Here is a 23,361-nt window from a genome sequence, read left to right on the forward strand (position 1 = left end):
TTGTCTCCCGGCCATTCGCACTGGGCGGCTCAGCCCAGGTTCATGTAGACGGCCTTCGGGTAGAGGTAGCTCTCCACGTGTTCGCGGCCGCCCTTCCAGCCGTAGCCGCTCATCTTCGTTCCGCCGAAGCCGACCGACGGGTCGAGGATGCCGTAGCAGTTGACCCAGACGGTGCCGGCGTTGATGCCGCGCGAAACCTTGTGCGCGGTGCTGAGATCCCTGGTCCAGACACCGCCTGCCAACCCGTACGGGGTCGTGTTGGCCAGGCGAAGCGCCTCGTCGGTGTCGTCGAACGGGATCACCGTCGCCACGGGGCCGAAGATCTCCTCCTGTGCGATGGTCATCTCGTTGGTGGCCGAGGCGAACACCGTGGGTTCGACGAAGAATCCCGAGGCGCGGTCGCCGTCGAGCCGCTTGCCGCCGCTGACCAGTTCGGCCTCGCCGGAGCCGATGTCGATGTAGTTCAGCACCCGGTCGAGCTGGCGTTGCGAAATCAACGGACCCAGTTGGCTGTTCGGGTCGAGGCCGTCACCCACCCGGATCGTCTTGGTGAATTCGGCCATGCGTGAGACGAATTCGTCGTGGATCGAACGCTGGACGAAGATGCGGGTGCCTGCGACACAGACCTGGCCGCTGTTGGTGTACACGCCCATCGCCGCGCCGGGCACCGCCAGGTCCAGATCCGCATCGGCGAAGACGATGTCGGGCGATTTGCCACCGAGCTCGAGTTGCAGGCGTTTCATGTTCCCGGCCGAGGCGCGCACGATGGTCTGGGCGGTGCCGACCGAACCGGTGAACGCGATCCGGTCGACACCGTGATGCTCGGCCAGCGCCGCGCCCGCGTCCTTGCCGTACCCGGTCACCACATTGACGACGCCGTCGGGAACCCCTGCCTCGGTGAGCAATTCGGCGACTCGCAGCACCGACAGCGACGCGTCCTCGGCGGGCTTGAGCACGGCCGTGCAGCCGGTCGCCAGGGCCGGGCCGAAGATCCACCACAGGCCGATGAGTGGACCGTTCCACGGGATGATCCCGCCGACCACGCCGACGGGTTCGCGGTAGCGCAGGGTCAGGAAATCGCCGGGCAGCGAGTTCGGCGGTGTACTGGCCGTTCCCGCGTCGACCTGCGAGGCGAAGAACTGCAGCACCTGCGAGGTCCACTCTTTCAGGCCGCGGGTTCGGGCCAGCGGGGCGCCCATGTCCAGGGTCTCGATGGTGGCGAGTTCCTCGAAGTTCTCGAGCACCAGGTCGTGGACGCGCAGGATCAGCGAGCGACGCTGGTGCGGGGTCCAGCGGCTCCATTCGCCCTCGAAGGCGGTGCGGGCGGCCGCGACGGCGGCGTCCACGTCGGTGGCGCCGCTCGCGGCGATGGTGCCCATGGTGGCGCCGGTGGCGGGATTGACGACGTCGATGGTCTTCCCCGAGGCGGCGGGCACCCAGCGCCCACCGATCAGATTGTGTTTGGCCGTGCCGACGAAAGCGGGCACCGGATGGGTGGTGGTCATAGATCTCTCCGAATCAGCGAAAGGACGTGGCAATCAGTCGAAAAGGAAGACGCCCTTGCCCGCGTCCTGCTTGTCGAACCACCGGTAGGCCTCCTCGGCCTGATCGATGGTCCAGGTGTGCGAATACAGCTCGTCGACCGGAAGCTGGTGCGCCACCACGTAATCGGCGCAGCGGGCCTGTTCGATCGTCGACATGGTCCAGGACGTCATCAGCGTCCACTGGTTCTTGTAGACGGCCTGGGTCGTGAATTCGACGTGACCGGGCAGGCCGATGAACACGGCCCGGCCGAAGGTGCCGAGCACGGCGAGGGCGTCCTCGCCCGCCCGTCCCGAGGTCTCCAGCACGACCTCGGCCTTACGGCCCCCGGTGTGTTCGGCGACGACCTCGGCCACGGACCGCTCGCGGGAATTGACGACGATGTCGGCACCGAAGCGTTCACTCTCGGCGAGCCTGCGGTCGTCGACGTCGACGGCGATCACCCGAGCGCCCATGGACGCGGCGAACATCGTCGCCGAAAGGCCGACGGGCCCTTGCCCGAAGACCACCGTCGTGGTGTCCGCGACGCCACCGACCCGCTTGATCGCGCCCCATGCCGTGCCGGTGCCGCACCCGATGGCCGCGCCCGCCTTGAACGACAGTCCTTCCGGCATCGGTAGCAGGGCGGCCACGGGCACCAGGGCGAAGGCTGTGTGACCGCCGTTGACGTGCACCGCCATGGTCTTCCCGGGCGCGGTCTCACACATCTGCGGCCAGCCCGCACGACAGCGGCGACAGGTGTTGCAGCCGAAATAGTGGTGGATCATCACGCGGTCGCCGACGGCGAAGCGGGCCGGGTCGACGCCCTCGCCGACCGCGTACACCTCGCCGCACGGTTCGTGGCCCTGGATCACCCCGTGGTCGAATTCGAAAGCGCCGTGGTAGAAGTGCAGATCGGAGCCACACATTCCCGAAGCGCGGATCCTCACCACGACTTCGCCGTAGCCCGGTTCGGGTTCGGGGAAGTCCTTCAGTACCGTGGTCCCGTCTCCCGGGAACAAGATCCCCTTCATCAGTTTTCTCCTGTCTCGTGCGAGCAACTCAGGCGCAGGGGCGGGCGCGCAGCCGCGCTGTCGCCTCGTGATCGATGCGCAGGCCCTCGGGGTCCAGGCGCGGGTCGCCTTCGACGACGACCCCGTAGTCACGCGCGGCGCCCGCGATGCTCACGTACTCGTTGCGGACATCGGCGAGGACCCGTTCGGGATCACGCCGCAGCGGATCGCCCCATCCGCCACCACCATTGGTGAGGCACCGCAGGATCGTGTTCGGCCCCGTCGACCACACCTGTTCGGCGGCGAAGTAGTGGTAGCGGCCATCGACCGGGTCCAGGGCCTTGGTTTCCGGATCGAGCACCCCCGCGACGGGCACACTGTCGGCGTAGACCTGCGCGTCGGTGCCGAGCAGACCGGGGGGCGCGGCGTCGTCCCCCGGTGGGAACAGCCACATCGCCCCGGTCGGCCCGGCCTGTCCGCCGTTGGCGCCGACCCCCGAAGGTTGTTTGGTGCGGAACGGTGACAAATAGTGTGCGCCCGCGGTGAGCCACAGCGCGTCCTTCAGATTGGCCGCGCCACCACGGAAGGTGCCCGCGCCGCCGGTATCGATGGCGTGTTCTTTGCGCAACAGCACCACCGGCGACTCGCGTTCGATCGTCTCGGTCGCGGGGTCGAGGTTGTTGAGCGTGAACAGGACGGTGTAGCTGTCGCCGTCGCCGACATGGGTGGCGCCCCAGGGTCCGTGCTCGCCGCCGCACTGGGTGGCCGAGGTCCACGGGGTGCCGTCGGCTCGCAGGCCGGAGGCGTTGTGAGTGTTGGTCGAGCCGTAGTCACCACCGACGCCGTGTTTGCCGAGGACGGGGTTGAGCGCGTCGAAGATCGCCGACGCCACGGCGCCGGAGGCCTCCCAGAACATCATGATGCCGCCGTCGGGTGGCAGCGAGGAGACGATGGTGCCCGGTGGCACCGCGAGGTCGACATGACGCCAGGTACCCGAGGTGAACGGGACCTTCGGGTCGAGGAGCATCGTGAGAGCAACGCCCACAGCGGTTTTGGCGTCGAGAACTCCGCAGTTGATGCAGGTCCTCGCCTGGGGGGAGGTCCCGGAAAGGTCGATCTCCATGTCCTCGCCGCGTTTGCGCACAAGCACCCGCACGGTGTAGTCGACGGTGTCGTCGAGGCCGTCGGCGTCGATCAGCGCCGAGCCCGCGTAGTCGCCGTCGGGTACCAGCGCGATGGCGTCGCGCATGCGCTCGGCGGAGGTGTCGCAGGAGTAGTCCAGCGTGCCGAGATAGGCCTTCAGGCCGTACCTTTCGATGTTCTCCAGGATCAGCCGCTCCCCCAGTTTCAGCTGCTGGAAGATGCTCTTGAAGTCGGGCAGCAGCATGCCGCCCCAGCGGGTGTTGTCGAAGATCAGGCTGAAGGTGGAACGCACCGGTTCGTCCTGTGCCCACAGCAGCATGGGCGGGATGACGAGGCCGTTCTCGTAGACATTGCTCTTGGTCGCCGAGAAGCCGCCGGGCACTGTGCCGCCCATGTCGAGCTGGTGCGCGCACATGGTGACGAAGGAGACGATCTCGTCGTCGACGAACACCGGGCGGGTGAACGCCACGTCGTTCACGTGCCTGCCGCCACGATACGGGTCGTTGCAGATCAGCACATCGCCGGGACGCAGGTTCTCGGGCCCGTACTCCTCCACGGCGTTGCGGACCGCGTCGCCCATGGTGCCGAGGAACACCACCAGGCTGTTGCTGACCACGGCCATCGGGTAGCCCTTGTTCGCGGGACCGCTGATGGTGCAGGCGAAGTCGTACCAGTCGCGGATGATTGGTGAGAACGCCTCACGCATGAAACCGGTGGACATGTGCTCGACCGCGTAGCGCAGCCGGTTGGTGATCACCGTGGCGCTGAACCGGTCGGCGCCGTAGCGAGCACGGAACTGGGCGTCGGTGAGGTCGCGCAGCCGGGGGGTGGTGGGGATGGTCGGACTGGACATGTCACTTCCTCCGGATCACGATTTCGCCGTACTCGCCGACGGTGGCCTGCTGGCCCGCGCCGATATGAGTGGTTGACAGTTCTTCCTCGACCACGGCCGGGCCGTCGAGTACGTCGCCCGCGCGCAGGCTCGTGCGGTCGTAGACGTGGGCCTGCTGGGCGCCGACGCCGTCGGCCTCCAGGTCACCCAGGTATCGCAGGGTCACGGTGCGGGTAGGGGTGAGCGGGCCGTCTGCCGCGGACCGGGCCGGGAGCTCAGCGTATTCGACCTTGGGCGTATCGAGGATCGCGCGCACCCGGAACGTCACGCCTTCGACGGGCATGATCTCGAAGCGGTTGCCCGAGCGGGCCTCGTAGGTGTCGTGGAAGGCCGACACCATGGTGGCGACGGCGGCCTCGTCGATGGTGCCGCTCGGCACGGGCACGAAGGGGGTTTCCCAGCTCTGCCCGGCCAGATGCGCGTCCATGCTGCGCAGGATTCGCACCGAGTCGCCGCCTGTGCGAGCCCGTAGCTGTTCTTCCATCTCGGCGAACAACGTGTCGATCGCGGGAGCGGCCTCGCCGGTGAGCATGAGGTAGGCGCTGCGGTCGACCGTGAAAACCTGGTCGGTGGACAGCAATCCGACCGCGGAGAACAGACCGGGATTCGGCGGCACGATCACCTGCTTGCACTGCACGGTGTCGAGCACCGCGGGCAGCAGCATCGGGCCCGCGGCGCCGAAGGCGACCAGGCTGTAATCGCGGGGGTCGACACCGTTCTTGATGGCGACGTTGAACACGCCCTCGGCCATGTTGTCGACCGCCATCTCGTAGGCGTAGCGAACACGGTGAGCCAGATCCAGCTCGGTGTCGAGGGACTCGAAGGCCCGCCGGGCGGCGTCGGCGTCGAGCTGCAGTTCCCCGCCGGCGAAGTCGTCGGCGTCCAGGATGCCGATCAGCAGGCAGGTGTCGGTCGTCGTGGGCTGGGTGCCGCCGCGGCCGTAACAGGCCGGTCCGGGCTGTGCCCGCGCGCTGTCGGGGCCGACCTGGATCTCGCCCGCGGAACCGATCGACACGATGCTGCCGCCACCGGCGCCGATGCTGGAGATGTCGTTGGCCAGGGCGTTGACCACGAGGTCGTGCTCGAGTTCGAAGGTGGTGTTGACGAACGGTTCGCCCGCCCTGACGACGCTGATGTCGCAGGAGGTACCGCCGACATCGGCACACAGCAGGTCGTTCTCGTCGATCAGCGCGCCGAAATGCGCGCAGGCCACGGTGCCCGCCGCGGGACCGGAGAACACGATCCGGAACGGCTGCCGCATCGCCTGGGCCGACGGAACCAACGTCGCGGCGCAGTCGGCGAAATTGAGCTGGCCCGCGAAACCTAGTTCGCCCAAACCTTTTTCGAGCCCGGCGGTGTAATCGGAGTAGATGATCTTCATCAGCGTGTCGATCACGGTGGTGGAGGCGCGGGCGTATTCCTTGGCCAGCGGCGACACCTCGCTCGAGATCGAGCACGGCACATCACCGAGCACCTCACGCACCAGCTCACGCAAGCGCAGTTCGTGCACGGGATCGACGTAGGCGTTGATCAGGCAGATCGCGACACCGGCGACCTCGCACCGGCGCAGTACCTCGAGCTCGGTCCTGGCCTGGTCCTCGTCGAGCGCGATCAGCACGCCGCCGTCGGCGGTGATCCGCTCGTGGATGCCGCGCCGCAGGTAGCGCTGCACCAGCGGCCGCGAGGCGTCGCCGAAACTGCGCCGCCAGTGCGGGTCGAGGATCGCCTCGGCCGGACGCCACACGCGGCCCATGTCGAGGATGTCGCGATGCCCCTCGGTGGTCAGAAAGCCGATCTTGGGCAGCTGCCGAGTGATCACGGCGTTGAGGCCGTGGGTGCTGGCGTGGTTGAACACCGGCGCGTCGGTGACGCCGAGCACCTCGGCGCCGCGCAGCACCGGGCCGGTGACGTCGGCGTAGTCGGTGGAAATCTTGGCGGTGTGGATCCGCCCGTCGCGCCAGGCGACGACGTCGGTGAACGTGCCGCCCACATCGACTGCGATCATGGTGTCTCCTGAAGTGGTTCGGTGCTCAGACGAGATCGACGAGCAGCTGAATGGGGCCGAGGCGGTGCCAGGGTTCCCGCGACACGGAATGCAGGCAGTGCTGGCACTTGACCACCTGCACCCAGCCCTGTTCCGCGACGACCGGGTACGCGCACAATTCGGCGGCGCCACATCGTGGGCAGGTGCCTTCGCGGGGTTCTCGATTCACGGCGGGTGATGTCGGTGCGTCGGGCATGGTGGGTCCTCCTACGGCGATGAACGGGCGGCCGGGTGCCGTGAGGACGACGGTAGGATTGGGAGACCTGGGTCACAATCCGCTCGGCGAAGGTGCACTGTCCGTCGAGCGAAGCATGACTCGAATCGGAGAAAGTATATTATATTGATTATGTGATACCCATCACGCCTGAAAGGAGGGTCTGCCGTTGTCGTCAGCACCCGCGGCGTGCGTCAACACTTTTCGCACGGAAGATCCGGCCGCCGCACACGATCACGTGGCCGCCGCCTTCGCACACCACGAGCTCGCCCTCGACGAGCGGCACCGGATCGACTTCGCCCTGGAGACAGCGCGGTCGGAGAGCCTGACCGTCGGCCGGATGGCCTACGGCACCGACGCGCGCATCGACGGACCCCCGATGCAGACGTGTTATCACGTGAATCTGTCGGTGGCGGGCCAGAGCACGGTGGCACAACACGGCACCCGCCGATCCTTCGGCGCGGGTGAGGCAGGAGTGGCGTTCGTGCACGACGCCCCGGTGTCCGTTCGCTGGAGCGCCGACGCCGAGCACTATCACATCAATCTGCGCCGCGTGCCGTTCGAACGCCACGCTGCTCGACTGCTCGGCCGCCGGGACACCGAGCCGGTCCTGTTCGACCTCACCTTTCCCATCGACACCCCCGCGGGCCGCGCGCTGCTGGCCTCGACCCGGTTCGTCTACGACGAGTTGGCCCGCGACGGCGGGGTATCGACGATGCCGCTGGCCTGCCGCGAACTCGAGTCGACGCTGATGACACAGCTGCTGCTCACCGCGCCGAGCCAGCTGACTCCGATTCTCACCGGTTCCGCGCCGAGCATCGGGCACACGCGGGTGCGCGAGGCCGTCGCCTACATCCACGCTCACCCCGACGCCGACATCTCCACCGCCGAACTCGCCGCTCGCGCCGGCGTCACCGCCCGGGCGCTGCAGTTGGCTTTCCGCGACGCGGTCGGCATGTCGCCGAGCGCCTACGTCCGATCCGTGCGACTCGACCGGGTGCGTGACGAATTGGCTTCCGGCCGAGCCGTATCGGTGAGCGACGCGGCGATGAAGTGGGGCTTCTTCCATCTCGGTCGGTTCGCACAGCAGTACCGCGACCGGTTCGGTGAACTGCCGTCGGAGACCGCGGCTCGCGTCGGCCTCGATTGACTACAGCCGGAGTACAGGAGCCGAGTATGTGCAGCGCATCGAATCAGTGCGGCGTCGCCGAATTGAACGCCACCATCGCCGAGATCGCCGAGCACGCCAACAGCGTTCTCGATCGGGATCCGGCCGAGCACCAGGCGTCGCTCGGCGCAGGGAGCCTCGGCGCACTCTGGGACCTGGTGACCACCCGCGCACTGCGCGACGCCGAGGCCGAGGGCTCCTCGCCCACCCGGCTGGCCGAATTGATCGATCTGCTCGACCGGATCAGAGCGGCCGAATCGATGCAGGCGCGGATCCGGCTCGCGAACCGGACCCAGCGGCTGAGCAAGGTGCACGCCGCGCTGTCGGAACTGAGCGCGGTGACCACCGTGGAATCGCTGCTCACCCGGATCCCGGAAGCAACCTGCGGCCTCGGTTTCGACCGCGCGTTGGTCTCCACGGTGGACGGCGCGTGGCGATTGCACACAATGCATGTCGTCCGCGATCCGCGGTGGGCGGCCGACATCGTCGCGGTGGGACGGGAGAACCCACCGATCCTCGACCATGGGCTGGTCGAGAACGACACGGTTGTCGATGCACGTGCTGTCCTCGTGCACGAGGTGCAGGACAACCCGCGAGTCAACCGCCCGCTGGCGGAGGTCACCAAGTCCTCCTCGTACGGGATCGCACCGTTGCTGGTCGACGGTGAGGTGGTCGGTCTCGTGCACGGAGACTGTTATCACCAGCAGCGCGTTCTCGACGATGTCGATCAGCTGCTGCTGTCGGCCTTCGCTCAGGGAGTGAGTCAGCAGCTGGCGCGCGTGTCGATGTTGGAGGGGATGTCGGCGATCCGCGCCCAGCTCGAGGGGTTGGGCAGGTGGTCGACGCCGAGGCATGCTGTCACCCGATCGATCGCGATGAGCCGCGACGACGACGAGGTGCTCACCCGCCGGGAAGTACAGATCGTTCGACTGCTCGCGCAGGGCGATTCCAACGCGCGCATCGCCCGCAGACTCACCATCTCCGAAGGCACGGTCAAAACCCATATCACCCGCGTGCTGCGCAAGCTGGGCGCCGCCAATCGCGCGGAAGCAGTCTCGATCTGGTTGCGGAACTCGAACTCGTCCGGGTCGCCGCGCACCTGATGCGACCGGAACCGGCCGAAGGTCGTACGAATCTCTTACCCGCGCCAGATGTCGCCGCGCCCGCGCAGCGGAAAAGTGACGTGTGACATAGAGCGGCAGCACTGCCGCCGCACACGGCACGGAGGCGCGGTATGACACAGAGGGAACGGGGAGCCGACTGGATCGTCGGCATCGACGTCGGTGGCACGTTCACCGACATCATCGGGCTGAACCGGAACACCGGTGAAGTCCGCGACGGGAAGGTGCTGTCGACCACCGAACAGGAGGTCGGCGTTCTCGCGGCACTGGCGGCGATCGAGGTCGCCGTGCCCGAGGTCGCGGAGATCGTGCACGGGCACACGGTGGGAATCAATGCACTGCTGAGCCGCACAGGCGCCCGGACCGGCCTGATCGCCACCGGTGGCCACCGCGATCTGCTCGACATCGGGCGCATGCACCGCGAGTTCGGTGACCGCTTCTACGATCCCACCTGGCTGCGCCCGCACCAGGAACGCCCGATCGTGCGACGCGAATCCCGCTTCGGTGTCCCCGGCCGACTGCGCTACGACGGCACCGAGTTGCTCGCGCTCGACGAGGACGCCGTGCGTCGTGCCGCTCGCGAGCTCGGCGAACAGGGCGCCCGTTCGGTGGCGGTGTGCCTGATGAACTCCTACATCGACGCCGCGCACGAGCAGCGCACCGCCGAGATCCTCGCCGAGGAACTGCCCGGCGCCTACATCCAGACCTCGGCGCTGTATCCGGTGACGCGCGAGCACGAACGCACCACCACGGTGGCCTTGGACGCGTACGTGGGTCCGGCCGTCGTCGGCTATCTCGAGCGTTTGATGGCCCGGCTGTCCGATCAGGACTATCGCGGAACCTTGTGGATCATGATGATGAACGGCGGTGTGGCGACCTTCGCCGACGCGGGCCGGGCCCCGGTGTTCCAGCTCGTCTCCGGTCCGGTCGGCGGGGTGAGCGGCAGCGTCAAGCTGGCCAACGAGAGCGGCGCGCCGAATCTGCTCACCATCGATGTCGGTGGCACCAGCACCGATGTGGCCGCGATCCGCGGCGGCAAGACCCCGCTCACCGACACCTGGACCCTCGAGACCGGGTTGACCCTGACCATGCCGCTGGTCGACGTCGAGAGCATCGGTTCCGGTGCGGGCAGCCTGATCGGGCCCAGCGCTCTCGGCACCGTCGCCGTCGGCCCCGCCTCGGCGGGATCCGATCCCGGTCCGGTCTGTTACCAGCGCGGCGGCGTGGAACCGACCCTCACCGACGCCTGTGCCGCGCTCGGCATCCTGCAACCGGACCTGTTCGCCAACGGCGCGATCCAGCTCGATGTCGACGCCGCCGTCGAGGCTCTGCGCACGACCGGCAAGCAGTGGAGCATGTCGGCTCTCGAACTCGCCTCGGCCGCTTACGAAATCGCCTGCCAGGACATCGCGGCGAAGGTGCGCAGTATCTCGGTGTACCGCGGGCTCAACGTTCGCGAGTTCGCGCTGCAACCGTCCGGTTCGGCGGGGCCGATGCTCGCCGACCGGGTCGGCCAGATCCTCGGCCTGGACAAGGTGATCGTGCCGCGCAGCCCGGGGCAGTTCTCCGCGCTCGGTCTGCTGCGCAGCGATCTCATGGTCACCCGCGCGCGATCCATCATGACCCCGCTCGCACCCGACCGCGCCGAGGTGGTGGAAGCCGCGTTCACGGCCTTGCAGGACAGCATCCGGACCGATCTGCAAGACCAGGGCATCGACGTGTCGCGCCTGCGTTTCGAACGTGCGCTGTTCGCGATGTACCGCGGCCAGACCTGGGACAACCGGCTGCCGATCGAGGCAGGCGCGGTCACCGCCGAGCGGGTCGGCGAGCTGATCCCGCATTTCCACGAGTTCTACCAGGACTCCTATGGTTTCGCCGCACCGGAGATCCCCGTGGTGGTGTCGACCGTCGAGGTGACAGCAGTGATACCGCGCGAACTCGGCGCGGCCGACCACACCCCCGAGCAGGGCGAGTCCTTCCTGCGCACCACCCGGCTGACCGTGCCGGGAACCACCGAACCCGTCGAGGTTCCGATCCACGTCCGCGAACGTCTCGCGCCGCACCACCAGGTCCCGGGCCCCGCCCTGATCGCCGAGAAATTCGCGACCACCCTCGTGCTGCCCGGCAGGGCCGCCCACGTGGACGACGACCTCAATCTCATCATCGAGCCGCAGGCCTGAGGAGCAACCATGACCACCATCGAAACCCCCGGCCCCGCCGTCGACGTCGAGCTCGACATCCTGCGCTACGGCCTCATCGAAGTCGCCCGCGAAATGCTGGATTCCCTGATGCGCAGCGCCTTCTCCCCGGTGTGCCGCGACATCCTCGACTGCACCAGCGCCATTCACATGCGCACCGACGACGGCTGGGAGACGGTCGCGCTGTGGGAGGGCTGCATGCAGCACGCCTTCACCGCACCTCACATCGCCAATTTCGTGATGGACGACTGGGACATCGACACGATGCAGCCGGGCGACGTCATCTTCGTCAACGACCCGTGGCGCGGCACGATCCACCAGTCGGATGTGAACCTGCTGCGCCCGGTGTTCGTGAACGGGCGCGTGGAGTTCCTGCTGCACTCGACCTCACACCTGGTCGACCTCGGTGGCGCGATCCCCGGCGGCTTCTCCAACGGAACCCAGACCCACTTCGAGGAGCAGCTCAAACTGCCGCCGACGCTGTTGTACGCCAACGACGTCCCGGTGCGACCGACCTTCAACTTCATCCTCGAGAACAACCGGGTGCCCCAGCTCGTGCTCGGCGACCTGCGCGCACTGCACGGCTGTCTGGTCGTCGGCGAACGGCAGCTGCAGGAGCTTGTCGCCCGCAGCGGTCTGGACAAGATCCGGGCGGCGGGGCGCTATGCCATCGAGTCCACCGAGGCGAGCATGCGCCGCGGTATCGCGAGCATCCCCGACGGTGACTACACGGCCGAGGATTTCCTCGACGAGGACGGGGTCAGCGACGAGGCGATCCCCGTGCACGTGACCGTGAAGGTCCGCGGGGACTCGATGGAGATCGACTTCTCCGGATCCGGCCGTCAGCCGCTGGGCAACTGTGGTACCGCCTGGTGCGAGGCCACCCGTTGCATCGAGGCGGTCAAACTGATGGTCGACCCTTCCACGCCGGTCAACAGCGGCACCTTGCGGCCGGTCGAGACGATTCTGCCGCCCGGCAGCGTAGTGCAGGTGCTGCCGCCGTCGAGCTGCTCCAACCACGCCGATATCGGCGCGCGCGGCATCAATGTGGTGACCCAGGCGCTGAGCCAGGCCACCGACGAGGCCTTCGCCTGTGACACCGGCACCGCGGTGGTCGTCAGTCTCGGCGGCATCGATACCCGCGCCGGGCACGAGGGCACGCCGTGGGGTGCGTTCGCACTCGCCGGCGGCGGTTGGGGCGGTACCTGGAAGGAAGACGGTGTCTCGTTCTGCGTGATCCCGATCGGCAACTGCCGTACCTCGGTGCAGGAGCATCTCGAGATCGAAAGCCCGCTGGTCGTCGTCCAGCACGAGATGGTGGTCGACACCGCCGGTGCGGGCCGGTATCGCGGTGGCGCCGGTTCGGTGTATTCGATCTACGCCGAGTCGGACACGATGGTCACCGTCACCGCCGACCGGATCCGCGTCGGTGCTCCCGGGTCCAACGGCGGCGGCGCGGGTGCTCCCGCCTTCGGTTGGTACATCGAGAATTTCGATCTCGCCCGGCACGGTGATCCGCTCGATCTGCGCGGGATCGAACCGTTGTTCGGCATGTTCGACGCCGACGGCAGGCCCGACCCCAACCACGGTGAGTTCGGCCGGGGCGCGCGCTATCAGACGGGCAAGTTCTCCGGCCTGATCCTGAAAGCCGGTGATGCCCTGCGGTTCGTCATCGGTGGCGGTGGCGGCTGGGGTGACCCGCTCGAACGCGAAGCGGACAGGGTCGCGGCCGACGTGCGGGCAGGACTGGTGAGCCCCGAATTCGCCACTGCCGGTTACGGAGTTGTGCTCCGTGACGGCGCGATCGACGAAACCGCCACCATCGCGCAGCGCGCGCGCCTGGCAGCCGAGCGCGCCGAGGGCCGCTGGCAGGTACCGGTCGCCACTCCCCTCACCTGGACCCTCTGAAAGACAAGGACCACTCCGATGTCAGTCGATCGACTCCTGTTCCCCCGCCCCGAGACCGACCGCGTGTATGTCGAACGCGTGCCCGTCGACGGCGCGTGCCCGGCCTGCGGTGCCGCCGAGCTGGCCCGCTACCCCGTCGCCAATTTTCTGGGCCCACGCATGGTCGTGAAGTGCCAGCGCTGCTTCCACCACGTGTCGGTGACGCGTCCCGAACCCGAGGACCACTGGCCCGCGTGGCGTTCACCCGCCCACGACTGGCCCGCCTCCCGCGTCGGATAAGCCCTCCCCCCACCATCTTTCGTTCCGAAAGGACTCACATGTTGCTCGACGGGAAAGTCGTTCTCATCACCGGCGCCGCAGGCGGAATCGGCACGGCCACCGCGCAGCTCGCGGCCGAGGAAGGCGCGCGGCTCGCGCTGTCCGATGTGTCGAAGGATCGCCTCGAAGCCACCGCCGAGCAGGTGCGCGCCGCGGGCGGGGAGGTTCTCGCCGTCCCCGCCGACCTCACCGACGGCGCCGAGGTGAACGCGCTGATCGATGCGGTCGTCGCCGAATACGGCCGCCTCGACGGCGCGTTCAACAACGCCGGGGTCAGCGGCGGACAGATCGGCCAGGGTGGCCGCCGCGTCGGCGAATGGGACGAAGATGCCTTCGATCGCGCGATCGCGGTGAATCTGAAGGGCGTATGGCTGTGTCTGCGTGCGGAATTGGCGCAGATGGAAGCCCAGGGCGGCGGCGCGATCGTGAACACCGCGTCGCTGGCCGGGTTGGCGGGCTTCAAGACCACCGCCGGGTACTCGGCAGCCAAGCACGGCGTCATCGGACTCACCAAGACCGCCGCCCTCGAGTACGCGCCGACCATCCGGATCAACGCGGTGTGCCCCGGCTACACCGACACCGACCTGATGAAGGACGCCAAGCGCCGCAGCGGCGACACCATCATGGCGCGCATCCCCTCGGCCCGGCTCGCCCAGCCTCGGGAGATCGCGGAGATGGCGTGCTGGCTGCTGTCCGACCGCGCCGCCTACGCCACCGGCGGCGAATTCGTCGTCGACGGCGGCTATATGGCGGGCTGACCGTCCCTTTCTCGAATTGATCTCTACCCGAAAAGGATTCACGCATGACAACCATGATCGGCGCGGCGGCCAGTTACATCGATGGTCGCTGGAGCGATGGTGACGGCGGGCCCATCGCCACGATCAACCCAGCGACCGGGCTCCAGGTGGCGCTCACCCCCGCCTCCGGCCCCGCCCAGGTGAGCGCGGCCGTCGCCGCCGCGCGCCACGCCTTCGACGGTGGCGAGTGGAGCCGCCTGACTCCGGCCGAGCGCGGCGCCCTGCTGCACCGCCTGGCCGACCTGCTAGAGGCGAACCGGGAAGCACTGGTCGGGCTCGCCGCAACTGAGATCGGCACCCCGATCAGCAGCGGCCCCACCCTCCACGTCGACCTGCCCGCGAAGTTCTTCCGCTGGTTCGCCGACGCCGCCATCCGCGGCCCCCGCGACGGCTACGAACAACCCATGCCGCTGCACCACGACCCGATCACCACCAGCAGCTTGCTACTACGCCAACCCGCCGGAGTGGTTGCCGCGATCGTCGCCTACAACGTGCCCATCATGATGAGCGCCTACAAACTCGGCGCCGCCCTCGCCGCCGGGTGCTCCACGGTACTGGTCACCTCACCCAAGTCCGTGCTGCTCACCGCCGCATTCGTCCGGCTAGTCGAGGAAGCCGGATTCCCCGCGGGCGCAGTCAATCTGGTGTTCGGACCACCGTCGGTCACCGAGCAGGTCGTCACCGCCGCCGAAGTGGACATGGTCACCTTCACCGGCTCCCCCACCGTCGGCAGCCGCATTCTCACCCTGGCCGCCCCGACGCTGAAGAAAGTCGTCCTCGAGCTCGGCGGCAAATCACCCAACATCGTGCTGCCGGGCACCGACCTCGAACGCGCGGTCCCCGCCTCGGCCCTGCGGTTCACCCGCAACAGCGGCCAAGCCTGCGGCGCGACCACCCGAACCCTGGTGCCCCAGAACGACTTCGACGAATACGTCGAGCGGTCCGGGGATTTCCTGCGCACCCTGACCGTCGGTGACCCGATCGCACCCGACACCGTCCTCGGTCCACTCATCACCGGCGAACACCGCGCCAACGTCGAAGGGTTCCTCGCCCGCGCACGTGACGCGGGCGCCGAGGTCCCCGTCGGCGGCGGCCGACCAGCAGGCCTCGACGACGGGTTCTTCCTCGAAGCGACCCTGGTCACCGGTGTCCCCAACGAAGCCGAGATCGCCCAGGAAGAACTGTTCGCCCCCGTCGGTGTGGTCATGCCCTACACCGACCTCGACGACGCCGTCCACATGGCCAACGACGTCAAATACGCCCTCAACGCCAACATCTGGGGACCCACACCACAAGCCATCGAGTTCGCCCGCCGACTGCGCTCGGGCACCGTCACCATCAACGGCGGCGGCGGTATGCGTCCGGACGCCCCGTGGGGCGGCCCCGGTCACAGCGGCATCGGCAGGGAGGGCGGCGAAGAGGGCTTCCGCGAATTCTTCGAGGTCAAACACCTCCAATGGCCGCTGTGAGCTGTTGGACGGCAAGGTCTCGCTCATCACCGAGTTCCGCTCCGGTTCGTGAGTAGGTCCGCCTCGGTCGGCCACGGTTGTCAGGCGGCAACCGTGGCCGATCTCGTGCCGCCCATCACCGGCCTCGTCCGCCCCGCAGCGGCGCGGCGGCTGGTCAGTGTGGTGGTTCGCGGCGGGTCGTCAGGTGGGCGACCAAGAGGACTGTCAGGACCGCGGTGCAGCCGACAGCGCCGACAGCCAGGGCGATGCCGATACCGGCGCCGCTCGGGTAGCCGTCGGGGGCGAGATGAGCGGCGAGGACCGCGCCGGACATCGCGCTACCGAACGAGCCGCCGACGGTGCGCAGCACCTGGTTGAAGCTCACCGCGCTGCCGAGTTCACGATCGGCCACGCTACGCGCGATCAGTGCGGGCATAGCCGCATAGGTCGTGCCGATGCCCGCGCCGAAACCGAACATGCCGAGCAGGATCTCCCACAGCTCGTCGTGAGCCAGCCACAGCAGCAGGCTGGACGCGGTGACCAGGGCGGCGCCGGGAATCAGCAAGGCCCGCATAGGGATACGCGCGGACACCACCCGGACCACCCGATTCGCCGCGAAACTGCCGACCGACAACGGCAGCATGACGAAGCCTGCCCAGAACAACGGCAGCGCGATGCCGTAGCCGGTGGTGGCCGGTGCCTGCGCGATCAGGCTGGCGATCGACAGGCAGGCATACATCGCCGCGCCCAGGCCGATGGCGGTGCCGTTGGCGACCAACGCGTCACCGGCACGCAGCACCCGCAGATCGACCAGCGCGTGCTCGGTGCGCAGTTCCACCAGCGCCCACAGCGTCAGGATCGCGAGCGAGACCACAAGCAGACCGAGCGTCCACGCCGAGCCCCACCCCCATCGCGAGCCCTCACCGGCCACGAGCAGCAATGCCGCGAGACCGGCGCCGAGCAGCAGGGCGCCGCGCAGGTCGAACGGCGTGCGCGGGGCCCGCTCGTCCGGGCCGTCCGGCACCACCTTCCACACCACGAGCACCGTCGTCGACAGGAACAGCGCTGCCGCCCAGAACGCGAACCGGTAGCTGAACACATCGGCGAAGATTCCGGTGAGCGGATAGCCGAGACCGAGGCCGGTGGTCACCGTGACCGACAGGGTGGAGATGCCGTTGCGCACCTCGTCGGCGGGGAGATAGCGGCGGGCGAGCGCGATGGTCACCGGCACGATCCCGTAACTGAGTCCCTGCAACGCGCGCCCGAGAAGGAATACCGCGAAATCGGTGGCCACGGCCGCGACGACCGACCCGATCAAGATGATCGTCAACGACCACAGCAGCAGCCGCTTCTTGTGCGGCCCGTCGCTGAGCCTGCCCATGACCGGGGTCGTCACCGCGCCGACCAGCAAGTTGACGGTGAGCATCCACTGCGCCGCGCTCACGTCGACCTGCATCTCACGCGAGATCGCGGGCACCAGCAACATGCCGAGCGAGCTGACGATGGCCGAAGTCAGGGCGGTGTAGACGAGGGCGGGGGTGAGGCGGCGCGCGGAGATCATTCGATCGGCCCTGCGGCGGCCAGTTTCCGCAGCGCGGGCAACGCCTCGCCCAGGGCGTCGCGTTCCGCGTCCGTGAGTCGCTCATCGATGGCGCGCGACAGCCAGTCCAGCCCCACCGCCCGCTCCTCGATCAGCCGGGCGCGGCCGGCGTCGGTGAGTTCGACCCACACGCGACGACGGTCCGCGCTGTCGGGCGTGCGCACGACCAGCCCGAGAGCTTCGAGTTCGCGCACGGCGGTGGCGATGGCCTGTGGGCTGACGGTCTGGACCGTCGCCAGCGTGGTTGCGGTGGCGTGCCCGTGAGTGGACAGGTAGCCGAGAACGCCGAGCTTTCCCGCTGAGATCGTCCGTCCGGCGAGCAGCCGGCGGGCAATCGGATGCAGGACTTCACCCAGCTCTCGGGCGGTGGACGGTACGGAAGTCATTAGCCAACCATACAAGTAAATTAAACAACTTAGTTGCATAACTGCCGTGATGCCGACCATAGCGCCGACATGCGAAAGGCCCCTCCAGCCGATGCCGGAGGGGCCTTGGGCACTCTGGTCAGCGTCGGGGAACCACCGACAACGTTCGTCCGTCGGCAATATAGGTGCCGGTGTATACCGCCACCGACTCATCCAGGTCGAGGACGCCGTCGGGGCCGATCGTGAACCGCCGCAGAATCTCCTCTCCGCCTCGCAGCGGATCGGTGCCAAGCGCCCAGAGCACCTCACCGCTGGGCGACATCACCGAGGACTCGGCGAAAGTGCCGGGCTTCTCCGGCGCGAACGCGACGTCGGGCAACGGCGTCAGCACACCGTTCGGCTCCACCGCGAAGGAGCTGATGTGCCCCGACCCCATGTTCGGCACGTACAGGAAACGACCGTCGGGCGTGATGCTCGTGACGTGTGGCAGCAAGCCGGTCGGGAACGGCGACCCCGCGATCTCGGTGAGCGTGCCGTCCGCGGCCCGCGTGAAGCCGGACACCGAACCGCTGATCTCGTTGATGACATACACATGCCTACCGTCGGGGGTGACCCGCGGATAGATCGGATTCAGCCCGGTCGACAGCCGCTGCTTGACCGGAGACACCGAACCGTCGGCTTTGATGTCGAACACCAGCAGCTGGCGGGGCAGCAGGCTGGCTACGTACAGCTGCTTGCCGTCCGGCGAGACGGTGCCCGAGGCGACACCATCGAGCGACTCACCGAACGGCACCGGCGAGCCGTTGACGGTGGGCGTGCCGTCGGCGCCGATGCGTACCGGCACCACCTGCGCGTTCTGCAGGCCGACCACGACGAAGGCGTCGCGGCTGTTCGGCGCGAAGATGATGTCCACGGGGACATCGGGCAGCGCGAGCGGCGTTCCCTCGGTGAGTTCGCCGTCGGGGCCGATGGCGTACGGGATCAGCTGCGGGTTGGTTCCCGGGGCGACGAACAGGAACCGCCCGTCCGGGCTGGGCGTCTGCGGCCAGTTCAGGGCGCCTGGCATCGGCCTGCCCTGGATCGGCGTCGGCTGGTCTGTGTCGGACGCGTTGTAGCCGACGATGCCGTTGCTGAGGAATCCGTGGGCGTAGAGGTGATAGCCGCCGGTGTCGGCCGTCGCGGGTGAAGCTGCCGCCGTGAAGCCCGGGAGAACGGTCGCCGCGAGGGCGAGCACCCAGCCCGCTCGCGCGCGCCGCGTTCCCGAACCACCTGTCGACGTTGAATCTGAGGTCATACCTGGGAGGCTATGGCCCGAGCTGTCGGCGAAATGTCCAGAAAGCTGCACACCGACTCCGGCACGAAAGGCAGAAGACCCCTCCGGCCGGAAGCCGAAGGGGTCTCGCGTCGAGCGGTCCGCTCAGTCCTGAGCGGGCATCAGGCCGAGCTGAGTCAGGAAGCTCACGTTGTCCCAGTACACACGGTGCTCGGGCACCTTGCCGTCACGCAGGGTGAAGGTGTCGGTGAGCGGGCCGGACGGGAACTGCGCCGCCACGTCCTCGGTGAACGGGCTCGCGGCCATTTCGAGATCGCCGCCCTCGAGACCGGCGTAGTGCACATTGACCAGGTCGAGCAGATCGCTCATTTGTTGACCTTTCGAAGAGGTTCGCATACAGACTCAGGATACCGACATAATATATTGTGCGTTCCTAACTCACACCAGAGTCAGTGTGCCCGTTAACAATTCACATAGGGAGTGAGCGAACCCGCGTCGTACTGGCCATGATGTACTCGAACAGGCAGACGAGCACCTCCTTGCAGGACGCGCGATCACGTGCATCGCACAGCATGATCGGCACATGAGTCGGTACACCCAACGCGGCGCCGATCTCCTCCGGCGCGTATCGATCCGCGCCGTCGAAGCAGTTCACCGCCACCACGAACGGAATTCGCCGGGACTCGAAATAGTCCACCGCGGCGAAACTGTCGGCCAGCCGCCGAGTGTCGACCAGGACCACCGCGCCGAGCGCACCACGCGACAGCTCGGGCCACAGGAACCAGAACCGGTCCTGTCCGGGAGTGCCGAACAGGTAGAGAATCACGCGGGGATTGATGGTGATCCGCCCGAAATCCAGTGCGACGGTGGTTGTTCGCTTGGCTTCGATGCCGCGCAGGTCGTCCACGGAACTGCTCAGCTCGGTGAGCTGTTCTTCGGTGCGCAGCGGGGGGATCTCGCTGATCGCGCCGACCATGGTCGTCTTGCCGACCCCGAATCCCCCGGCCACCAGGATTTTTACCGCCAGTTCGGTGGACATGGACGCCGAATCGCGCCCGTCAGAGGTTACGTATGCCATCCAATACCGCCTGCAGTAGTTCGGGGTCGGGGCCCGCTTCGGCCCTCGGTGGAGATCGGAAGATCACATAGCCGGCCGCGATGAGGTCACTGACCAGCACCTTCACGGTGACCAGCAGCAACTTCAAATGAGCGGCGATTTCGACGATCGACATCGGCTGATGGCGGCACAGCTGAAAGATGCTGGCGTATTCGCGGTCGAGCTTGTTCACGTCGGAGTCGTAGCCGACCGAGATCACGAGGGTCAGGATGTCCAGCTCCGGCAGGTCCCTGCCCGCGCGCCCGCGCGTCAGCGCGAACGGCCGAACCAGAGGCCCCGGGTCGTCGTCCTCGTAGCCCCACACCTCGTCCGGCCCCTCACTCACGACACTCGCGTCGACATCGAGGTTCTCGGCGCTGCCGACAGATGCTCACGCACTTGGCCGACGATCACATTCATTTCGTAGGCGACGAGGCCGAGATCGACCTCGGCGTCGGTCAGCAGGGCCAGGCACGCGCCGTGACCCGCCTCGGTGACCAGGAGGTAGCCGTGCTCTAGCTCGACCACCGTCTGGTGCAGCACCCCTTTGCCGAACCGGGTGCCCACGCCGCGTGCCAGGCTGTGCAGGGCCGACGACATCGCGGCCAGGTGCTCGACATCCTCGCGTTCGGTTCCGTCGGATCCGGCGAGAGCCAGACCATCGGCGGACAGGACCACCGCGCGTTCGGCGCCCGATGTCGCCGTCACCAGGTTGGTGAGCAACCAGTCGAGTGTGCCTGCCGGTGCCTGACGAACCATCATGTCCTCGTTCATGTTCTGACCGTTCTACGGATGGGAATGGGGTGGGCGCACGCGCGCCCGTCGCGTGCCGTTCTGCAACGAACTCATCGCTGTTCGCACCGTCTCGGCCGCTCGGATGCGGGCTGTCGCCGCCGGAGCCGCCGAGTACGGATCCCCTTCTCCCACATCGGTACTGAGTTGGGGAGAAAGGTGCGTGAGCCGTTCCCGCCTGGGCAGGGCCGGCCTGCGGTCCACTTCGGCGACCGGAGGTCCATCGGGCCCGGCCGAAGACTCCCGCCTCGCCACGTGGCGGCCGTTGCGTCTCACCGGTTCGGCCCTGCGGATCGGCATCGGTTCGGCGGGCGTCGGCAGCGGGTCGTGCCTCGGCGTGCCGGGCAACGCGGCGACAGCGGGAGCCCGATGCACGGCGTCGCGGGTGCGCACGGGTTCGACCGCCGCGGTCGGGTTGTCGTCACCGGCCTCGAGCACGGCCCACGGCACCAGCACGATCGCGCGCACCCCACCGTACGGCGATTCCTGCAGCGTCACCGAAATGCCGTGGCGCGCCGAGAGTCTGCTCACCACGAACAGCCCGAGATGACGATGTCCCGCGAGCGCCATCTCGTGGAACTGGGGTGGCTCGGCCAGCATCGCGTTGAGGCGTTCCCGTTCCTCGAAGGAGATCCCGAGTCCCTGGTCGTCGACCTCGACCACCACTCCCCTGCCGACCGAGTTGCCGTGCACCGCCACCGGCGCGTCCGGTGGTGAGAACGCGGTCGCGTTGTCGATCAGCTCGGCCAACAGGTGGATGAGGTCGGCCACGGCCGCGCCGAGCACGCTGACCGCAGGCAATCGGATCGCGCTCACCCGCGCGTACCCCTCGGTCTCGGACACCGCGCTGCGCACGATCTCCTCGAGCGCCACCGGGTTGCGCCAGCGCCGTCCCGGCGCACGACCGCCGAGGATGAGCAGGTTCTCGGAATTGCGGCGGGCACGGGTGGCCAGGTGGTCGAGCTGGAACAGCAGCTCGAGGTCTTCCGGGTCGTCCTGGCGGGCCTCGGCGACATCGAGGACGTCGAGCTGTCGGCGCACCAGGGCCTGGCTGCGGAACGCGATATCGAGGAACACCTTGTTGAACCCGTTGCGGGTACTGGCCTCACCCACCGCCGTTTCGAGCGCGGTCCGCTGGGCGACGGCGAAGGCGGCGGCCACCTGGCCGATCTCGTCGCGACCGCGGTCGACCGGGGCTGTCTCGACCTGCGCGTCGACCTGTTCGCCGTTGTGGATGCGGCGGATGAGGTCCGGCAGCCGGTCGTTGGCGAGCTCGAGGCTGGCCGAGCGCAGGACGCGCAGGCGCCGCAACAATCGATTGGCCAGGACCAGCGAACCCGACACCGCCAGAATCGTGACTACGAGCATGATCGCCGAGACGAAAAGCAGCTGGTCGATCAGTCGGTCGGCGGCCGCACTCGTCGCGTCGACCGTCACCCGGAACTGATCGCGGATCACCGCGATCAGGCGGGTGTCGACCGCGCGTTCAGCGGCCAGCCACTGCTGCACCGGCATCGACAACTCGCCATGTTCGGCCATCTCGTCCTCACCCGTGGTTCCGACACGCCAGTCGGTGCCGCCGGTCAGCGCGCGGACGCTCGAGCGAACCGCCGTCGACAAGCGGGTGTCGACGAGGTCGAATTGTTTGCGGTAGACACCGATATGCTGGGCGAGCACACGCCGCTCACGCGGCGACAAACCCTCGGCCGCCGCGGTCCCCCCGGCCACGAGACTCACCACCCGCGAATGACTTTCGGCCGCGCGGAGCAGATCGATCGCCGTTGTCTCGGCGTCCATCGTCGTGGTGTCGGAGGACTTCAATCGCGCGGATTCCTGGCCGGCGCCGAGCATGGCGGCGATGAGGTCGCTGAAGTACTGATCGACATCGCCCGTGGTCGCCTTCCTGCTGTCGACCGATTCCCGGATCACCTGCATTCGCCCGATGAGATCGGCCATCGCCTGGATGGACTCGGCGCCGGTGTTCTGATCCATATCCTGTGCCGCCGAGGCGATCCGGGCGGTCTCGGCGATCGCGCGGTCGGTGTCGTCGCGGCTGGTGCGCAGTTGCGCATCCGCGCCGGGTGCGTGATCCTGCGCGGTGACACTGGCGAGCCGTTCCGCCTGGATCGACGTCACGAATCGCAGCAGCGGGTCGATCACCGTTCCCCGATAGTCGGACCATTCCTTCACCGACTGCGCGCGGAGCCCGACCAGGGTGACCGCGACCGCGCCCGTGGCGAGCAGCACCAGGCTCGGGATCAGGGCGATCGCCAGCACGCGGGTCCGCACGCTCGTGCCGAGACGGGCGCGCAAGGGGCGACGTGAGCCCCCGGCACCCCAGCCGCAGCTCATCATCGCACGCCTTCGTCACGGCCGATCTGGTGACCACCGTGTGCGGGGCCGACATCCACCGGAACCACTTCCGCGCCGAACGCGCCCTGGCGCCAGGC

The 23,361-nt window shown here is 68.0% G+C and carries 20 protein-coding genes; 7 read left to right on the plus strand and 13 right to left on the minus strand.

Features of this window, described 5'->3' with window-relative positions; genetic code table 11:
• Positions 1-29: 29 nt before the first annotated feature.
• Genes AB0I35_RS15135 through AB0I35_RS15155 form a run of 5 tightly spaced genes read right to left on the minus strand, consistent with a single transcriptional unit; the run spans position 30 to position 6,809 of the window.
• Positions 30-1,505: an aldehyde dehydrogenase family protein gene (locus tag AB0I35_RS15135; protein WP_357396493.1), complete on the minus strand. Its 1,476-nt coding sequence runs from the start codon at positions 1,503-1,505 to the stop codon at positions 30-32.
• Between the two features lie 33 nt (positions 1,506-1,538).
• Positions 1,539-2,555 carry an alcohol dehydrogenase catalytic domain-containing protein gene (locus AB0I35_RS15140; protein ID WP_357396494.1) on the minus strand — a complete coding sequence of 339 codons (1,017 nt, stop codon included), beginning with the start codon at positions 2,553-2,555 and terminating at the stop codon, positions 1,539-1,541.
• Positions 2,556-2,583: 28 nt separating this feature from the next.
• Positions 2,584-4,530, minus strand: a complete 1,947-nt coding sequence (locus tag AB0I35_RS15145; protein ID WP_357396495.1) for a hydantoinase B/oxoprolinase family protein — start codon at positions 4,528-4,530, stop codon at positions 2,584-2,586.
• A gap of 1 nt (position 4,531) precedes the next feature.
• Entirely contained in the window at positions 4,532-6,574 is a 2,043-nt protein-coding gene (locus tag AB0I35_RS15150) for a hydantoinase/oxoprolinase family protein (protein ID WP_357396497.1), read from the minus strand.
• A gap of 25 nt (positions 6,575-6,599) precedes the next feature.
• Positions 6,600-6,809, minus strand: a complete 210-nt coding sequence (locus AB0I35_RS15155; RefSeq protein WP_357396498.1) for a hypothetical protein — start codon at positions 6,807-6,809, stop codon at positions 6,600-6,602.
• A gap of 187 nt (positions 6,810-6,996) precedes the next feature.
• Between AB0I35_RS15155 and AB0I35_RS15160 the strand changes: the two genes are divergently transcribed.
• The 7 genes from AB0I35_RS15160 (at position 6,997) to AB0I35_RS15190 (ending at position 15,806) form a co-directional block, all read left to right on the plus strand.
• Positions 6,997-7,977: an AraC family transcriptional regulator gene (locus AB0I35_RS15160; RefSeq protein WP_357396500.1), complete on the plus strand. Its 981-nt coding sequence runs from the start codon at positions 6,997-6,999 to the stop codon at positions 7,975-7,977.
• Positions 7,978-8,003: 26 nt separating this feature from the next.
• The gene (locus AB0I35_RS15165; RefSeq protein ID WP_357396501.1) at positions 8,004-9,098 is read left to right on the plus strand and encodes a LuxR C-terminal-related transcriptional regulator; all 1,095 of its coding nucleotides are present in this window, start codon (positions 8,004-8,006) and stop codon (positions 9,096-9,098) included.
• 131 nt (positions 9,099-9,229) lie between these two features.
• Positions 9,230-11,296 carry a hydantoinase/oxoprolinase family protein gene (locus AB0I35_RS15170; protein WP_357396502.1) on the plus strand — a complete coding sequence of 689 codons (2,067 nt, stop codon included), beginning with the start codon at positions 9,230-9,232 and terminating at the stop codon, positions 11,294-11,296.
• Between the two features lie 9 nt (positions 11,297-11,305).
• Positions 11,306-13,222, plus strand: coding sequence for a hydantoinase B/oxoprolinase family protein (locus tag AB0I35_RS15175; protein ID WP_357396504.1), 1,917 nt, complete (start codon positions 11,306-11,308; stop codon positions 13,220-13,222).
• 18 nt (positions 13,223-13,240) lie between these two features.
• A complete protein-coding gene (locus AB0I35_RS15180) occupies positions 13,241-13,501 on the plus strand; it encodes a hypothetical protein (RefSeq protein ID WP_067488460.1) in 261 nt (86 codons plus the stop codon).
• Positions 13,502-13,539: 38 nt separating this feature from the next.
• The gene (locus AB0I35_RS15185; RefSeq protein WP_357396505.1) at positions 13,540-14,298 is read left to right on the plus strand and encodes an SDR family oxidoreductase; all 759 of its coding nucleotides are present in this window, start codon (positions 13,540-13,542) and stop codon (positions 14,296-14,298) included.
• A 44-nt stretch (positions 14,299-14,342) separates the two neighbouring features.
• Positions 14,343-15,806 (plus strand): aldehyde dehydrogenase family protein, encoded by a 1,464-nt coding sequence (locus AB0I35_RS15190; protein WP_357396507.1) that lies wholly within the window; start codon positions 14,343-14,345, stop codon positions 15,804-15,806.
• 154 nt (positions 15,807-15,960) lie between these two features.
• On the opposite strand, the gene AB0I35_RS15195 is transcribed toward AB0I35_RS15190, so the two are convergent.
• The 8 genes from AB0I35_RS15195 to AB0I35_RS15230 all read right to left on the minus strand — a co-directional run bounded on the left by AB0I35_RS15195 (position 15,961) and on the right by AB0I35_RS15230 (position 23,224).
• Positions 15,961-17,346: an MFS transporter gene (locus tag AB0I35_RS15195; RefSeq protein WP_357396509.1), complete on the minus strand. Its 1,386-nt coding sequence runs from the start codon at positions 17,344-17,346 to the stop codon at positions 15,961-15,963.
• Entirely contained in the window at positions 17,343-17,771 is a 429-nt protein-coding gene (locus tag AB0I35_RS15200) for a MarR family transcriptional regulator (protein ID WP_357396511.1), read from the minus strand. The genes AB0I35_RS15195 and AB0I35_RS15200 overlap by 4 nt, the downstream gene beginning before the upstream one ends.
• Before the next feature lie 118 nt (positions 17,772-17,889).
• A complete protein-coding gene (locus AB0I35_RS15205) occupies positions 17,890-19,044 on the minus strand; it encodes a beta-propeller fold lactonase family protein (protein ID WP_357396512.1) in 1,155 nt (384 codons plus the stop codon).
• 123 nt (positions 19,045-19,167) lie between these two features.
• Complete coding sequence (locus AB0I35_RS15210) at positions 19,168-19,392, minus strand: hypothetical protein (RefSeq protein ID WP_357396514.1); 225 nt, start codon at positions 19,390-19,392, stop codon at positions 19,168-19,170.
• Positions 19,393-19,492: 100 nt separating this feature from the next.
• Complete coding sequence (locus tag AB0I35_RS15215; RefSeq protein ID WP_357396516.1) at positions 19,493-20,062, minus strand: ATP/GTP-binding protein; 570 nt, start codon at positions 20,060-20,062, stop codon at positions 19,493-19,495.
• 19 nt (positions 20,063-20,081) lie between these two features.
• Positions 20,082-20,444, minus strand: coding sequence for a DUF742 domain-containing protein (locus AB0I35_RS15220; protein ID WP_357396517.1), 363 nt, complete (start codon positions 20,442-20,444; stop codon positions 20,082-20,084).
• Between the two features lie 17 nt (positions 20,445-20,461).
• Positions 20,462-20,893, minus strand: coding sequence for a roadblock/LC7 domain-containing protein (locus AB0I35_RS15225; RefSeq protein ID WP_357396519.1), 432 nt, complete (start codon positions 20,891-20,893; stop codon positions 20,462-20,464).
• 12 nt (positions 20,894-20,905) lie between these two features.
• Entirely contained in the window at positions 20,906-23,224 is a 2,319-nt protein-coding gene (locus AB0I35_RS15230) for an ATP-binding protein (RefSeq protein ID WP_357396520.1), read from the minus strand.
• Between the last annotated feature and the right edge of the window lie 137 nt (positions 23,225-23,361).

Source organism: Nocardia sp. NPDC050378 (assembly GCF_040655675.1).
GTDB classification, from domain to species: domain Bacteria; phylum Actinomycetota; class Actinomycetes; order Mycobacteriales; family Mycobacteriaceae; genus Nocardia; species Nocardia coubleae.

What these genes read in the sequence shown, in the direction of transcription:
- AB0I35_RS15135 (WP_357396493.1), bottom strand. Translation starts at nt 1,505, where the DNA reads ATGACCACCACCCATCCGGTGCCCGCTTTCGTCGGCACGGCCAAACAC.
- AB0I35_RS15140 (WP_357396494.1), bottom strand. Translation starts at nt 2,555, where the DNA reads ATGAAGGGGATCTTGTTCCCGGGAGACGGGACCACGGTACTGAAGGAC.
- AB0I35_RS15145 (WP_357396495.1), bottom strand. Translation starts at nt 4,530, where the DNA reads ATGTCCAGTCCGACCATCCCCACCACCCCCCGGCTGCGCGACCTCACC.
- AB0I35_RS15150 (WP_357396497.1), bottom strand. Translation starts at nt 6,574, where the DNA reads ATGATCGCAGTCGATGTGGGCGGCACGTTCACCGACGTCGTCGCCTGG.
- AB0I35_RS15155 (WP_357396498.1), bottom strand. Translation starts at nt 6,809, where the DNA reads ATGCCCGACGCACCGACATCACCCGCCGTGAATCGAGAACCCCGCGAA.
- AB0I35_RS15165 (WP_357396501.1), top strand. Translation starts at nt 8,004, where the DNA reads ATGTGCAGCGCATCGAATCAGTGCGGCGTCGCCGAATTGAACGCCACC.
- AB0I35_RS15170 (WP_357396502.1), top strand. Translation starts at nt 9,230, where the DNA reads ATGACACAGAGGGAACGGGGAGCCGACTGGATCGTCGGCATCGACGTC.
- AB0I35_RS15175 (WP_357396504.1), top strand. Translation starts at nt 11,306, where the DNA reads ATGACCACCATCGAAACCCCCGGCCCCGCCGTCGACGTCGAGCTCGAC.
- AB0I35_RS15180 (WP_067488460.1), top strand. Translation starts at nt 13,241, where the DNA reads ATGTCAGTCGATCGACTCCTGTTCCCCCGCCCCGAGACCGACCGCGTG.
- AB0I35_RS15185 (WP_357396505.1), top strand. Translation starts at nt 13,540, where the DNA reads ATGTTGCTCGACGGGAAAGTCGTTCTCATCACCGGCGCCGCAGGCGGA.
- AB0I35_RS15190 (WP_357396507.1), top strand. Translation starts at nt 14,343, where the DNA reads ATGACAACCATGATCGGCGCGGCGGCCAGTTACATCGATGGTCGCTGG.
- AB0I35_RS15195 (WP_357396509.1), bottom strand. Translation starts at nt 17,346, where the DNA reads ATGATCTCCGCGCGCCGCCTCACCCCCGCCCTCGTCTACACCGCCCTG.
- AB0I35_RS15200 (WP_357396511.1), bottom strand. Translation starts at nt 17,771, where the DNA reads ATGACTTCCGTACCGTCCACCGCCCGAGAGCTGGGTGAAGTCCTGCAT.
- AB0I35_RS15205 (WP_357396512.1), bottom strand. Translation starts at nt 19,044, where the DNA reads ATGACCTCAGATTCAACGTCGACAGGTGGTTCGGGAACGCGGCGCGCG.
- AB0I35_RS15210 (WP_357396514.1), bottom strand. Translation starts at nt 19,392, where the DNA reads ATGAGCGATCTGCTCGACCTGGTCAATGTGCACTACGCCGGTCTCGAG.
- AB0I35_RS15215 (WP_357396516.1), bottom strand. Translation starts at nt 20,062, where the DNA reads ATGTCCACCGAACTGGCGGTAAAAATCCTGGTGGCCGGGGGATTCGGG.
- AB0I35_RS15225 (WP_357396519.1), bottom strand. Translation starts at nt 20,893, where the DNA reads ATGAACGAGGACATGATGGTTCGTCAGGCACCGGCAGGCACACTCGAC.